At 36.2% G+C, this 15,258-nt stretch carries 11 protein-coding genes; 7 read left to right on the top strand and 4 right to left on the bottom strand.

Annotated elements, in window-relative coordinates:
* Positions 1-258: 258 nt before the first annotated feature.
* Positions 259-1,131 (top strand): DNA replication terminus site-binding protein, encoded by an 873-nt coding sequence (locus J8L97_RS17300; RefSeq protein ID WP_211051685.1) that lies wholly within the window; start codon positions 259-261, stop codon positions 1,129-1,131.
* Positions 1,132-1,135: 4 nt separating this feature from the next.
* Here J8L97_RS17300 and J8L97_RS17295 read toward each other — a convergent pair whose 3' ends face one another.
* Complete coding sequence (locus J8L97_RS17295; protein ID WP_211051683.1) at positions 1,136-2,350, bottom strand: replication protein A; 1,215 nt, start codon at positions 2,348-2,350, stop codon at positions 1,136-1,138.
* A 694-nt stretch (positions 2,351-3,044) separates the two neighbouring features.
* On the opposite strand from J8L97_RS17295, the gene J8L97_RS17290 reads away from it, so the two are divergent.
* The 6 genes from J8L97_RS17290 (at position 3,045) to rmuC (ending at position 11,246) form a co-directional block, all read left to right on the top strand.
* Positions 3,045-4,277 carry an AAA family ATPase gene (locus tag J8L97_RS17290; protein WP_211051682.1) on the top strand — a complete coding sequence of 411 codons (1,233 nt, stop codon included), beginning with the start codon at positions 3,045-3,047 and terminating at the stop codon, positions 4,275-4,277.
* Positions 4,278-4,295: 18 nt separating this feature from the next.
* The gene (locus J8L97_RS17285; protein ID WP_211051680.1) at positions 4,296-5,258 is read left to right on the top strand and encodes a ParB N-terminal domain-containing protein; all 963 of its coding nucleotides are present in this window, start codon (positions 4,296-4,298) and stop codon (positions 5,256-5,258) included.
* A 178-nt stretch (positions 5,259-5,436) separates the two neighbouring features.
* Positions 5,437-8,541: a DEAD/DEAH box helicase gene (locus tag J8L97_RS17280; RefSeq protein WP_211051679.1), complete on the top strand. Its 3,105-nt coding sequence runs from the start codon at positions 5,437-5,439 to the stop codon at positions 8,539-8,541.
* 284 nt (positions 8,542-8,825) lie between these two features.
* The gene (locus tag J8L97_RS17275; protein ID WP_192509335.1) at positions 8,826-9,029 is read left to right on the top strand and encodes a hypothetical protein; all 204 of its coding nucleotides are present in this window, start codon (positions 8,826-8,828) and stop codon (positions 9,027-9,029) included.
* A gap of 13 nt (positions 9,030-9,042) precedes the next feature.
* The gene (locus tag J8L97_RS17270; RefSeq protein ID WP_211051678.1) at positions 9,043-9,726 is read left to right on the top strand and encodes a response regulator; all 684 of its coding nucleotides are present in this window, start codon (positions 9,043-9,045) and stop codon (positions 9,724-9,726) included.
* 56 nt (positions 9,727-9,782) lie between these two features.
* Positions 9,783-11,246 (top strand): DNA recombination protein RmuC, encoded by a 1,464-nt coding sequence (gene rmuC, locus J8L97_RS17265; RefSeq protein ID WP_211051677.1) that lies wholly within the window; start codon positions 9,783-9,785, stop codon positions 11,244-11,246.
* A gap of 255 nt (positions 11,247-11,501) precedes the next feature.
* Here rmuC and J8L97_RS17260 read toward each other — a convergent pair.
* The 3 genes from J8L97_RS17260 to J8L97_RS23980 form a co-directional block, all read right to left on the bottom strand.
* Positions 11,502-12,580, bottom strand: a protein-coding gene (locus tag J8L97_RS17260; RefSeq protein WP_247688714.1) for an IS3 family transposase whose coding sequence is annotated in 2 segments (ribosomal slippage) — positions 11,502-12,320 and positions 12,323-12,580 — 1,077 coding nt in all. Because the reading frame shifts where the segments join, the coding sequence is not laid out codon by codon here.
* Positions 12,581-12,645: 65 nt separating this feature from the next.
* Complete coding sequence (locus J8L97_RS17255; protein ID WP_211051676.1) at positions 12,646-13,023, bottom strand: hypothetical protein; 378 nt, start codon at positions 13,021-13,023, stop codon at positions 12,646-12,648.
* Between the two features lie 125 nt (positions 13,024-13,148).
* Entirely contained in the window at positions 13,149-15,122 is a 1,974-nt protein-coding gene (locus J8L97_RS23980) for an ATP-binding protein (protein ID WP_211051675.1), read from the bottom strand.
* Positions 15,123-15,258 lie beyond the last annotated feature (136 nt).

Genomic DNA, 15,258 nt, shown 5'->3' with positions numbered 1-15,258 from the left:
TTTTTTACTGCAGCATGAATGAACTGTCGAAGCTCTGATCTGCTCTAAAGCAAAATAGTACCTGTAATGACAAATTGAGTTAGCCCATCAAAGCTTGAATTAACTATTTTATCAATAGTAGCAACATAGTAAATCGGATAAGCAACGGACTGGATTTTGAAGCCGTTTATTAGACTTGCCATTAGATTCAATGTTAAAATTAAAGATAGTGAAAGAACACATCATATACTATATATAATAGGAACAATCGTCACTAACATGATAACGCCATTTTCAATACGATCTCATTTTGATTATTTACACGAACAGATTTCTCTATTTTGCGAAGAGTTAGCGGAAGCTGATATCGTCTCTGCAGATTACTACCAGCTCCCTCTCATAACTAAAGAAGATGAGAATAAAGCGCCGGAAACCATTCATGTAGAAAAAGTTTCTGGAACAAGTGCGCTAAACAAAGCAATAAACGCTTACAAAGACCTTTATTTAGATAAAAAAATAAGCGGTAAAATAATCCAACGTCACCCAGGGCTAATAACGGTTAACGATAAAAATCTATATATACAATCAAGATTAAGAGAGGTAAATAAAGCCAAAAGTGATTTTAAAAACCTTATCTTATCTATTGAAAATAATGATGCCCGCTTCGATGCTGTGCACAGTTCCATCCCTAATTTGGTTACTCTTGCAGCATATAGAAAAATCCATAGTGAAATAGCAGACCCTTACTCAATTCGATTTACTTGGATGACAAAACATGCTATACGCACATTATCAAAAGATACAGCACTAAAAATGTTGAATAACTCATCAAATTACACAAACCCAAGAATGATCGATCAACAGTCTTGGATATCTCTTGTAGAAACTGAAAAACTAAGAGTTTCAAATTTGAATGAAAAAAGTAAGCTCAGAATTAGGAGACCAACTAGAGTATCCCCTGAAGTTAATATTCGCTTTACTGCGGAAAATAGATATCACGTTAGTGCAGCGCTCCCATTTATTTTATTTAACCCAGATAGAAATACAAAGCTTGGAACGCTAACTAATTATGAAAAAGTAGAAAATCACCCAAGAAAAAGAGCATACAACTTTCTTGTTGATAGAATATATTTAGAAAAATTAGGCGAATAATCGGTTATTTTTTAACTATCTGCTCAAGAATTTCTTCATCAATAACTTCTACATCTTCAACAATACGTTTGCCACCTTGAATTTCTATTCGTTTATTATGCTTATTTAGTGCTAATATTTCTTCACAAAACTGAGCAGAAGGATGCATTTCATACACATAATCTATGATTTTTCCACTATTATCGTCTTTAACATTGCTTATACTGTAATCAGAAATCGCACCTTTTTCAATTAAGTCCTTCATTGTTGTAGTCATATCTCGACGTAGTGCTTTTAATTTATTCTCAACAATTTCATCTGTTGAATAAATAGAGCCATATTTTTCCATTATTGACAAAAGACGGAAGTGGTAAGTTTTTCCTGGCGCTGCATAGCGCCATAAATGATATAGACGAAGCATCATCCAGCGGGATAATCCACGCTTTAACTCTTGCGCACTGTTAAAATAGTAACCTTTATACTCTAAATTATCGATCATATTATGTACAAACGCATTGAGACATGCGACACATTTGATATTGCCACCTTGCCCTTTTTTCCCACTAAAATGTAGGGAAGATAGGAAATTCATATTTGACTCATAAAATGAATCATCGATATCCGTATTTTTTGTATCTGTCGCTGAATATTTAAATGACAATTTAGAACCTTGCAATGCCTCTAAAGATTCTTTTATTTGTGGGTAAGGCATTGATTGTCCAACGGCTTTTAACTCTTGAGCCAATTCATTCATCGAAAAAATTACAGCATATTGAATACCGGACTTAAAATTTATTTTAACAATTTTGCCTTTTGAAGCTAGCCGAATAAGTGCCCGCTCTACTTTTTCTTCTCTGTCTGAAGGCCATACAAGATACTCAACATCTTCCCCTTCTTTTTTGCTACTCACTACCGCAGGCGTTATTTTTATTTCACCTTCGTACAAAATGCCATCAACTTTTTCAGATATACGACGAGTAATGATTGTTTTTTTTGGTGCTTCTTCTAACGGTAGCTTTTTATGCCCAGAGCGAACAAACCGCCCCCATAAATCATAATGATTAAAAGTATTAGAGTATGCACGTAATCCATGAGCAGCGTTTTCTAATGATACTCGAACATCTTTATTATCAGTAAATAGCGCTAAACTTTCATTATCAATAGCACTTTCCACACCATGGATCTGACCACGCAATGAATCGGGCAGATTATCTACAGAGATGTTCACCTTTCGGCTCATTATATTACTTCCAAAATTTATGACAGCTAATAACAACATATTCATGAACAAAAGTTAATGATTTAAGTTGGTATAAAAGTGATCCGTACGTTTTTTTTTTCATAGATCTAATTTTTACCAACTAATAAATATTTTGGATCAATATATTACTAACATAGCGCATATTTCCGACCCTACTTTCAAAAAACCTTTCAAATATACGTCAAAATAAGGGGATTCCTTAGCGCTATGTGGATAACTTTTGTTTCTGTTGGTATAGATCAGATCTATACTTAGAATGGATCCGATCCTAATCTACTAGATCGATGGAGTGCAAAAGAAAATGTTTATAACTTCTTGAATTATCTTAGTATAAATACGATCCAACCCAATAGTTTTGTGAATAGTTATGTGCATAAGCTGTGGTCAACTAACCTTTTCAGTTTATGCTTAGTAGAATAGTGATCTAGGAGTACATAAAGATCGGATCTTTACTTCGTTAAAATCCGATCTGCCATTTTAACAAATCTTCATTATTATCAATGCTTTGATGATTATTTTTATGCTCTATCCTTTAATACCTATATATTTAACCAATTTAATCTTCTTATTTATTCTAGAGTAAATAGAATTGATACTATGTCTTTATATTTTTATGTTTACTACTAAAGTAATGGACATTATAATGTTTAGTATCAAGTCAAGGATATCGCGTATGTCAATCAATAATAAAGCACTATCAACCTATCGTTTGTTAAAAGCAACCGCAGAGGTTGCTGAACAATCATTAGAAGGTCGAATTCAGCATTACAGAGCTCATTTAAAAACAGATGAAAAGGAGCTTAGAACATACACTCAAAAAGCGGCTGCCGATTTATTAGGTTGTAACAATAGAACTTTGAAAAGGCGACATGATCAAGGTGACTTCGATCATTTACATATTCAAAAAGGTGCAAATGGACATTACGCATATACATTGGCTAATATTTTTTCTATGGCAGACATTCTTGGAGTAACTGCAGATCAACGAAAGTCAACTGATAAATTACAAGTTATCGTTATCAATTCACTTAAAGGTGGTTGTGGTAAAACTACATCACTTGTCAATATCGCTGCTGCACTTGCAACTACAAATATTAAAAGATATAGAATTGGCATTATAGATCTAGATCCTCAAGGATCATCATCAAGTTTTTTTCCAGCGAATGATCCTGAACCCATTACGGTTGGTGATTTAATGAGAGACTGTATTGAATTAGATCAAGATGAAAGCTGGTCTGATGTAGTTACCAATGCTTTTAAGGAAACCCATATTCCAAATATTAAAGTACTCCCATCAGGGATGGATGACTTTTATTTTGAACATGAAACAGCAACAGAATTAAAAGAAAGTTCAAGTTATGATCAAACTCGGCATTACCATAAACTTTTAGAAAGAGTGATAACGCCAGTTGAGTCACAATTTGATATAATTTTAATTGATACAGCCCCATCACTAAATTTTATGTTTTATAATGCATTAATGGCGTCTACAGCAATGCTCATTCCTGTTCATCCTGAGGCTGTTGATTTTGATGCTAATAACAAATATTTAAAAAGACTTGGTGAGATATATCATACTGTAGCAGCACTGGGTCATGAGGGCTGGGACTTTATGCAATTTTTGGTTACTAACTACGTTAAAGGTAATCACTCGCAACGAGATATTGTTAAAGACGTTCGCAGTGCATTTGGTCGACAAGTTATGAGTTATCCAATAAATCATAGCTCAGCAATTACCGCGAGTTCCTCATCGTTTAATACAATTTTTGATCAAAAAACATCTGATAGCTTAGCCAGTAGAGAATCTTTGGTAAAATCACAAGAAAATATAAAAGATGTTGTCGATGAATTAGAAATGTTAATTCGTTCTAATTGGTTATCTACACAATCATCACTCGGTCAATGATAAAAGGTTTTTAATAACATGGCTAAAAAACGTAAAAATGACACCCGTTTAGATCCTTTTGCAACTCCAGTAGAAGGAAGTAGTCTGGATGATCTATTGGATCAAGCTAAGATTGGTGATGTGATCACTATGCCTGCACCAAGTGATCCACAACGTACAATTACATTAACCTGCCAGGTGATAAAATCACATAATATAGAAAATCATACTCACGTTTATGGTCAAAATAGACGAGAGCAGTCATTACTAAATGAAAAATCGGTCGCTGATATCTTACCTGCGATAAAAAATGATAAGAGAAACCTCCACCCGGCTCTGTGCTGGCAAAAAGGACAACAACAATGGGTGTTATCGGGTTCAAGGAGAAGAAAGGCGTGTATGCTCGCTGAGGCTGATTACGTTATACTCACTTCTTCAGATTTTAATGATCAAGATGCTAAAGCATTAGCTATTTCATCAGATCAATATATTGCACCGAGCCTATGGGAATTAGGACAAGCTTATCATGCCACCAAAGCTTATCTTATGGAGCAAGGCTTAAAGGGGTCATATCGCGAGATTGGCGCACTTGAGGGCGTATCTCATACAGCTGTTGCTGATGCTTTAAAAGCATTTGAGCATATTCCAAAGGAAGTACTTAGCTTATATCCCACAGCCAATCATTTGGGGAGAGAAGCTGCAAAGAAATTAATTGAAGCAATTAAACTCAATAAAAATGCATTCGAAGTTAATCATTTAAATATTCATGAACAAGAATTTTTGACTGATACGATCAGTGATGAAAAGCGAGCAATGTTGATAACCCATTATTTAACAACATTTGAAAACAAACCGGCCCGCTCAGAAGCCTTATTAGACAACAAATTCATTAAAGTTCAAAGGAACCTTAAAAGTGGCGACGTAACAATTAAAATTGATAGTAAGGTACTGACTCAGAAAAGAATTGATCAATTACAAAAGCTATTAGCTAATTACAATTAAGCCACATAATTAAGTTAGCAAAATAATAGAGAAATTTTAACTGGTTGAAATACAAGCAATGATAATTAACTCGCTACTCCAACCAGTTAAAAATCGCGACTTTATTATGAGATAAACCTTTTGGTAGTCCCTATAATTTCATATACTGGCGAAATATTTCATTTTACATGCTGAACTGATGTCAACGCAGTTATCTAAAGAACAATTATTTGCATTGTTCGAAGAAATTAAACAGGAACAAGCAGCACAATTTCCTTTGTCTGAACGGTTTTTGAAGCAGTACTTCAATAGTGCTTTGTTAGTCAAAGCGAAGGAATATTTAAACAATTCGCAAATTAGTTACTTAGACCACTCGGATGACTTTTCTCGTATAGATTCTCAAGTATTAGGTAATTTTGGGAATACTTTTTCTCAGTATATTAAGATTTCTCAAGTAAATAATTCAGCTCGTGTAGATGCCCAATGTACGTGTTCTAATAATCCCAAATGTCGTCATATTGCTGCTGTGTTGCTGAAATTAAAAATAGAGCACTCAGGCGGGTTTGGAGAAGCTTATTTAGTTAACGACTGGTTTAATGAGCTTATTCAATTACAGCAAGATAGCTTCCAAGGCGCCAACAACGTTTTATTATTTGTTTTAGAGCCTCATAACAAAGAAGTACTGTTAAGCCCAAAATTGTCACCATTGCGGCCTGATGGTCTATATCCACTAGGTAGACCATTATCGGAACAACAACTAAATAGCCATATCCCTCTTCAAGATTTACTCGAATCAGACTTTAGGTTATTTAACTGGATCCGTTCGCAAAACCCACCGGGTCACTTCGAGTTATTTGGACGCTGGGGGTTTACTGCGATTGAGCAACTGGTCAAAACAAAACGATTTTACCTACAAACTCAACGTCAACCTTTGACATTAGGTCATCAGCAACGGCTGCAATTTGTTTGGGATATGAGCCAATCTAATGCGCAATTATGTGCTCAATTATCTTCTATAGATAACTGGTTACTACTTAGAACTGACCCACCAATGTATGTAGATACAGATAAGTTGGTGCTTGGTAGGATAAACTCCGAACTCAGTGCCGTAGAAATCGCTCATTTACAAAGTATGCCAAGTGTTGCAAACGATCAGTTACAGCAAGTCATGAAGCGATTTTCAGAGACATTTGCAACTGATGTGATTGGCAGTCCTAAAGGGGTCGTTGCGCCTACTCATTCAGTACATTTACGTACAAGGCTTAATATTGTAACGCTCGCATCAAGTAAAGGCTTTTCATTGTCGATTGATGAAACTGATGGGCTTTCTAAAACGGAATATGCAAAATACATTAAACGATGTGAAAAAGTACTATTAGGCCTAGGTCTTTTAATTGAAAATGGATTGTTTTTGTTACCTGTAAATGATGCAAATGGAGTACATTGGTTTAATCATGAGGTGCGGCCTAAACTGCAGTCGCAAAATTGGCTCGTTGATGAGCTAACACATGAGTTAACAGTGCAAACGCCCAAAGTTACATTGTTACTAAAGCGAGATAAGCAACACCATATTTTAGGTAAATTGATGTTTGATGGTAAGTCTATCTTACTTGATTGGGATGTGACTGAGCCACTTGATGTCAATAATTTGGCTGATTTGCATCAGTATATTCAAATTGCAGATCAGTTCTATGCAATACCTACACTTACTTTTAATGAATTACTTGGTTTGAAAGCTCGATTTAGTTATTACAGTTCAAGTCAACAGTTCAAGTTTCCTTTATCGTACGCCAGAAAGCTCTATGAGTTAGAAAATACCACAGTAGTAAGCTCAGATGCGAAATTGACTGACTATTTAGCTGAACTTGATTCACCCCAAAGCATTCAGTTTAATATCCCATCTACTGATAGCCAGACGTTTGTACTACGAGATTATCAAGAACAAGGAATACGTTGGTTAAAGTTTCTGAATAAACATCAGCTTGGCGGTATTTTGGCTGACGATATGGGTCTTGGTAAAACACTGCAAGTGATTGCTTATTTTATTAGTCAACACAATACATTAATGACTCAACCTAGCTTAATTGTTTGTCCTACGAGCCTGGTAAGCAATTGGCAGAATGAATTTAAGCGGTTTGCTCCGCACTTAACATTAACTACAGTACACGGCTCCGATAGAGAAAAAACGTTAGAACGTGTACATACAGCTCGGTTTATATTAACAACTTACCCATTGTTAAAGCGTGATTTACATTATTACAAAGGCCTTAAATTTGATTCTATTGTACTGGATGAAGCTCAGTATATTAAAAACGAGTCTGCACAAGTATCTAAATGTGTTAAGCAATTACAAGCGGAATTTAAATTGTGTCTTAGTGGTACGCCTGTTGAAAATAATTTATTGGAGTTAAAGTCATTACTGGATTTTGTGATGCCAGATGTTTTGGGAACTAAACAACAATTCAAGCACTACTTTCAGATTCCTATTGAAAAAGAACAAGATATTGCTCGTGCTAACGAGTTGAAAGCTTTAATTGCCCCTTTTATTTTAAGGCGCATAAAAGTGGATGTTGTTAAAGAGTTACCAGATAAAACTGAATTAATTAAAGAGCTTGAATTTACTCCAGAACAAGCGAATTTATATCACAGTGTTCAGATCAAAATTGAAGATAAATTATTGACATTGTTTAAAGAACAAGGAGCGCAAAAAAGTAAACTTGTATTTTTAGATGCACTTTTAAAGTTGCGTCAGATTTGTTGTCACCCACAGCTTGTGGATAAGCAAGTCAATAGTGAAAGTGCTAAGTTTCAGTGGCTTTATGAACACCTGCCCGTCATGCTATCGCAAGGAAGAAAAGTAATTATTTTCAGCCAATTTACATCAGTACTGGAATTAATTGCGAAGCAATTGACTGAAAGTGAAATCGGATTTTCAACTTTAACAGGCCAAACACGAAACCGTGAACGTGTAATAAGTGCGTTTACAGAAGGGTTATGTGATGTATTTTTGATTAGTTTAAAAGCGGGAGGTACGGGACTAAACTTGACACAAGCTGACACCGTAATCCACTTTGACCCATGGTGGAACCCTGCTGTAGAAAATCAAGCGACGGACCGAGCTTATCGTATTGGACAAGATAAACCGGTCTTTGTTTATAAACTCATTATGGCTAATTCTATTGAGCAAAAAGTGCATAGTATGCAGCTGCAGAAGCAGGCGTTGGTTGATGCTTTATTTGAAGATAAGAGCTTGAATTTAAGCCAATTTGATGAAACTCAGATGTTAGAAATGTTGAAATCATAAAATAATTTTGAAATGAGTGAAATAATTCTGAACTAACTTCACAGTATGCTGTCTATTATTATGCTTATTGGCAGCAGTGAGCTTAACGTTGATTTCCCCCTTGATTACTTATTTGTAATAAAGCCAGCAGATTTTGCTGGCTTTTTTGTTTCTGTCCGTAAATTTTATATTGGGTTTGAAATTCCACATTTGATCCACATTGTTTCGTTTAAATAGATACATTGAAATAAGGTAACTGGTTCATTGAACTAGTATTACTTAGTTAATCTAGAAGGCGAATATATATGTTGTGTCATGAAGAAACACCATCGCATCTAAACTTTATTGAACCTGTATCACAATGTGACTATGATCTACTAGTAGAGGTCGCAACCAGTGACGACCTAAATAGTATTTTAACAATGTTATTGTTTGACGAAACACTGTCTGATTCGTTAAAAAATGATGTGAAAAACCAATTAAAAGCAAATCAATTAAGTAATAATTAAGCAAAGAGAAATTATGCAGCACATCCTAATCGTTGAAGATGACTTTGATATAGCTGAGCAAGTTATGTTATTTTTTAAAGCATCGGGGTTTAAAACGTCACATATTGCTGACGGTGCAGATGTGGTTTCTTGGGTTGAGAAAAACAGCCCAGATGCAATCTTGATGGACATCATGCTGCCTAATCAAGACGGCGTTGAATGTATGAAGAAAATTCGTGCCTTTTCCATGGTGCCGATTATTATGATGACAGCTAAAGTCGCAGAGTCTGATCGGCTAAAGGGACTTGAATTTGGTGCAGATGATTATGTGTGTAAGCCTTTCAGTGCTGCAGAATTGGTAATGAGAGTGAAAGCTATTTTGCGAAGATGCGCACCCGCTGTTGAAACTGAGAAATTAGTGAATGTTGATGAGCAGCAACTCACTGTAACGTTAAAAGGTAGAATCCTCGCGCTAACGAAAGTTGAGTTTGATGTGTTTGCGCTATTGTATAATGCACCTAGCCGCGTTTTTTCAAGGCAGCAAATTTTAGATTACATTCAGCCGGATAACTTCGATATTTCAGATAGAGTGATTGATAGTCATATTAAAAACATTCGAAAAAAGATCAAGTTGTTGGATTGTTCTCCAAAATTGGTCGGGTCTGTTTATGGCGCAGGCTATCGTTATGACGAACAACAAATCAATGACACTAATTAAGTGATATCAGTTAGGCTCTCAGGTATTATTAACTAAAAATATTACCTGAGAACATTATGTTAGATGCACTCTTTTCTCAATTATCTTGGTTGCATGGCACGTTATTCTTATCGGCGATTTTATGTCCCCTCCCCTTCTATTATCGAGGTCGCCACTTACTTAAAACGCAATGTACAGTGTTTGAACAGCAATACATTCATTGTTTGAGTGCTAAAGAACAAGTGCAATCTCAGCTTCAAACTTTGCAAACTGAGTATCAGCAACTTCAAGCAGAAAAAGTACAGCTTCATGGTCATTGTCAGCAATACCAAGCAAGACTCACTGAAAAGCAAACCCAAGTTCATCAATTTCAGGAGTTATGGCAGAAAAGTGAGCATAATTTGTCTCATGCTCAAGCTCATGCTCACAAACTTGAAATCGAGCTTACGGATATTAAAGCAATGTTTGAGCAGAAACAGCAAGCATTTGATGCACAAATAGCGCAACTCAAAAATTCAAAAGAACAGTTAAAGCTGGAGTTTGAAAATATTGCCAATCAGATCTTTGAAGAGAAAACGGCACGCTTTAGTCAAAAAAGCCAAGAGACAATCGACCAAATTTTAAAGCCTGTTCAAGGTGAACTAAAGGGTTTTAGAGACAAAATGGAAGCGATTCATAGCGAGGAGTTAAAGCAAAGAGCCTCATTAAAAACCGAATTGCTTCACTTACAAGAGAATAATCGAAATATTACCGAGCAAGCCAGCCAGTTAACAAATGCTTTGCAAGGCCAGAAAAAAGTCCAGGGTAACTGGGGCGAGCTTATGCTTGAAAATGTGTTAGATAGCGCAGGATTAAGGGCCGGGTATGATTATAAAAGAGAGGTTTCATTCTCCACAGATGACGGTAAATATCGACCTGATGTGGTAGTGTATTTACCACAAAAAAGACACCTAGTTATAGATGCGAAAACCTCGCTGAATGCGTATACACGATATGTTAATGCAACGAGCGAAATAGACGCGAATACAGCCTTAATTGAACACTCACAAGCTGTTCTATCGCGTATCAAAGAGCTCGGAGATAAATCCTACGAGAGGTTGCCAGGGCTCAACTCACCAGATGTGGTGATTATGTTCATTCCGATTGAATCAGCGTTTGTTGAAGCTATTAAGCACACACCGAATATGTATCAGCAAGCACTTGAGCAGAATGTGCTAGTAGCGACACCCACTACGCTGTTGACGAGTATGAATATAGTAAAGCAGCTGTGGAGATTTGAGGAACAAAGTAAGCACAGTAGAGAGTTAGCGCTTCGAGCTGAAAAATTTTATGGCAAATTAAATAGCTTTTTGCACAGTATGGAAGGTGTTGGTCGCCAGTTAGATAAGGCCAGAGAAAGTTATGATCGGGCTTTTTCACAACTCTATCATGGTAAAGGAAATTTGATTAAGCAAGCGTCTGACTTTAAAGAGTTGGGAGTATCGGTGAGTAAAGAGTTGCCAGTAGAGTTATTAGAGAAAGCCAATTTAGAGCTTGAGTAAGTTGTTTTTTGGTGTAAACCCCCTTTACAAAAGCTGTGTACAGGGGGCTAAAAAAGGGAGGATTAAGTTTGGCTGTTTGGGTTACTGCACTGCGCAAAACTTCCTTTTCTTGGTGAATCAACATAAAGGTTGATGAATAAGTTGTTTTTATCAATGTCTAACCAAACTCGGCTATTTTCAGGTGGACATAAAGAGTGTTTAATATAACCTTCTGTAATACCCCCATTTTAAACAGCAATTATTCGTAGAAACTCTTTAAGACCCTCTCAATCGTTGTTTTGGTGGTACACCACCAATTGCCATATTAGGCCTTTCATTGTTGTAAAGCCAGAGCCAGTTGGTCGCTAGTTCTTGCGCCTGTTCAACACTTTCAAATATGTTTAAGTCCAACCACTCATGTCTTGCTGTTCTATTAAAGCGCTCAACATACGCATTTTGTGTGGGCTTACCTGGCTGGATATATAATAGTGTTATTTGATGCTTATTGGCCCACCTGAGCAGTTCGTTTGATAAGTATTCTGGCCCATTATCACAACGGATCGATGAAGGTTTCCCTCGCCATTCAATTACTTGCTCTAATGAACGAATAACACGCAGGCTTGGCATCGATAAATCAACATCAATTGCTAACCCTTCTCGATTGTAATCGTCTATCACGTTAAATGTGCGTAATGAACGTCCGTCTTCAAGGCTGTCTGACATGAAATCCATCGACCATACTTGATTGATAGCCTTTGGCACACTGAGTGCTTCGGGTTTATCTCGCTTGAGCCTGCGCTTAGGCTTTATCCTCAGATTCAATTCAAGCTCACGATAGATACGATATACCCGTTTATGGTTCCAATGAAACCCTTTAACATTTCGTAAATATAAAAAACATAATCCAAAGCCCCAGCGCCGATGAATTGTAGTTAATCGTATCAACCAATCTGCAATTAATGTATTTTCTTCGCTGAGCTTGGCTTGATAATGATAGCAGCTGGCGCTAATTCCCAAACTTAAACAAGCGAAACGAATGCTAATGTTATAATGCTTAACAGCATTTATTGCCATCTCTTTACGTACAACTTTCCCTCAAGTGCATCCTGTCTGATCTGGGATTTTAAACATTCTTCAGCGTACATTTTTTTCAGTCGACTATTTTCAGCTTCAAGTTCTTTGAGTCGCTTCATCATGTATGCATCCATACCACCAAATTTAGCTCGCCATTTATAAAATTGTGCTGAACTCATGTCATGCTCACGGCAAGGATCAGCAACAGCAACGCCGTTCTCATTTTGTTTCAATATCGCCATCGCCAAAATTTGGCTGTCGGTATATTTCGATTTACGCATAGAAAACTCCTTTGTTTCAGTGTAACGGAAGTTCTACTTATAACTGCTCCGACGTTTCGGGGGGATTACACTTCCAGCTCATTCTTATTCATCGCAAGTTTTTGTGGGATGCTGATGAATATATTGACTTCACCAGTATCAAATTTTGCTTGTTTAAATTGCCAGCTGCCCATCATAAATTGTTTTGAAAAATAGCGGGATATCTTGTTTTGAGTGTCTACATTTAAAAGTGAGCTGTGCGTTGTATTTTCTTCAAAAAAATACATCCAAGCGCTTGCTAGGATAATAAAACCAGCCAATAACATTGATATAATAGGGAATGGGGCTTTTTTACTCAATACTACTTTTTTACGCGACCCTTTGCGCAGTGATTGTTTTTTTTGCTCCGTGCGTGACTCGACGATTTTTACCCAATCACCATGCTTAATTGTTCGTTGTGTCATAAATTTCTCTCCAATATTCTATTGTTGGTATTAAAACAATAGAATGTGGAAGAAAAATGAAGTGAAATGCCTTATTTAGGGCTTCTAACGGTGAAACTGGTATGAACAGTATCGTAGTGAAGAAACTACATTGTGGGTGTTATAGGTAATTTCATGCGAACACATAGACCTCCGGATTTACCGTGATGTAAACATATTTCACCTTGCAGAGCCTGCGTCAAACTTTCACAAATTGACAACCCTAATCCAGATCCTCCTAATGCTCGACTGCGAGATTTGTCTATACGATATAAGCGCTCGAAAAGTTTATTAAGCTGCGCATCTGACACTCCTGGCGTAGTATCATCGATCTGAATAAAGACATGTTCAGTACATATTCTGACTTTTAATCTGATGTGCCCTGGGGTATCTGTATATAAACATGCATTTTTGATTAAGTTAGTAATAATTTGATCTAGCTTTTGTTTATCAGTCGTTATATTGGGGTTATCAGCAATCTCAATATCAGCAATAAAGCGTAGATTATGTTGTTCAGCTAATGCCTTTGAGTCTGAAAGGTAGTGAGCAATCAGTGTGCTCAGCTGGTATTGTTGCCAGTTAAGCTGTAGTGCTTGGTTTTGTGCTTGTGACAGTTGATATACATCTGAAATAAGATTATTTAGTTGAGATATTTTATTATTAATTTTACTGTACGCTAATACTTTATTATCTAACAGGTTATGTTCAAGTGCTTCAACATGTAGCTTTAGAACACTAAGCGGAGTTCGAAGTTCGTGTGATATATCAGCTAACATTTGATCTTTTTGTTTGAGGTTAGTTTGATACAGCTTAGCCTTATACTGAGCGTTTCGGTGTTTGATGATGTACAAGTAAACAACGATAGCGCTAATGAGGAGTACCATAATGCAAGCTAAGAGCCACGAGCGTTTTAATAAGATCTGGTTCTCTAGCTCAACTTTCATTAATGCTGACTTTTGCTCTGTTTGCGCTAATTTTTGATATTGCACAAGTGCATTGATTTGTTGTTTGTATTGCTCTGTGGCACCTTGATTAACTTCAATATCGGCTAATTTATGGATAGAAAATGCTTTATTTAAGTAAGAGTAGGCTTGTTTATATTGCTGCTTTAGGTGTGCGTTTTGTGCTTTATAGAGATGTAATTTTGCTTCAAAAATGTGGTTGTTCATTGTCATGACTAAGGGTTCAACCTTTGCTATATATATTTCACTTAATGCTATATTTTTTAGTTTCAAATGAAATTTGATGATATGCAAATAAGAATAAGCTTTTTGTATTGGTGATTGCGTTATTAACGAATGATTTAAGCTTTTTTGAATACTACTTAGTGCCATATGATGATTGCCAAGCTCTATGTAAATCAAGTGGAGGGAATTATACGCCCTGGATAAGCTCAAATTGGCACCTAATGGCTTTAAAATTTTTATGACGTCTAAAAATTGCGATAAGGCCTGTGGATATTTTTTATTTTTCAACGTCACTTCAGCTAGGCGTATTGTAGTATCGGCGATATTTATCACTTGTGTACTTTTTTTGTCATTGATGAGCGCTTTGGTGAAAAAGAACTCTGCTTGCTCAAGGTTGTTCACTCGAACTGAAAGGTCGCCTAAATTGTAGAAGTTAGATGCTTTGACCTCCCAATCAAGAGAATCTTTTAATGTTGTTTGTGCTTTAAGTAGGTACTCCATTGATGTGGCGACGTTATTTTTTGTGTCATATAGCGTACCTAAGTTATTGTAAGATTGGCCTATTAGCGTTTTATCTTGGGTTTGTTTTGCCAATTTGAGCGCTCGCAAATAGGTACTTTCAGCTAAGTCTAACAGGTGGCTTTTACGGTAATTTATCCCAAGCTCTTTAGTCACTTCATATTGAAATGATAAACGGGTTGAGGGCGATAATGCTATATTACTGAGAATGTTTATTGCTTCGTCATACTTATGCTGCTTTCTTAAAATATTCGCGAATGTCAGTTGTATTTTATTTTGATCTTGCTTACCACTAGCCTCAACCGTTTTTAATGTAGAGTAAGCTTGCTCTAATTGTCCCTGTGAAATTAAATTCTCAATGGTTGAAAGTGACACTGATGCCTCTGTTTTATAAGAGGTAATTAGTATGATAATGAATATAAAACTTGCGAAATAGTGCATTATAATTTGGTTTGTATATGGAGCCGTGCTTATTTTTAACTAATAATGTGGTTGAATTATGAAGAGTGTA

The sequence above is a fragment of the Pseudoalteromonas sp. MMG012 genome (assembly GCF_018100875.1).
GTDB lineage: Bacteria > Pseudomonadota > Gammaproteobacteria > Enterobacterales > Alteromonadaceae > Pseudoalteromonas > Pseudoalteromonas aurantia.
This window is presented reverse-complemented; position numbering and strand designations above follow the sequence as displayed.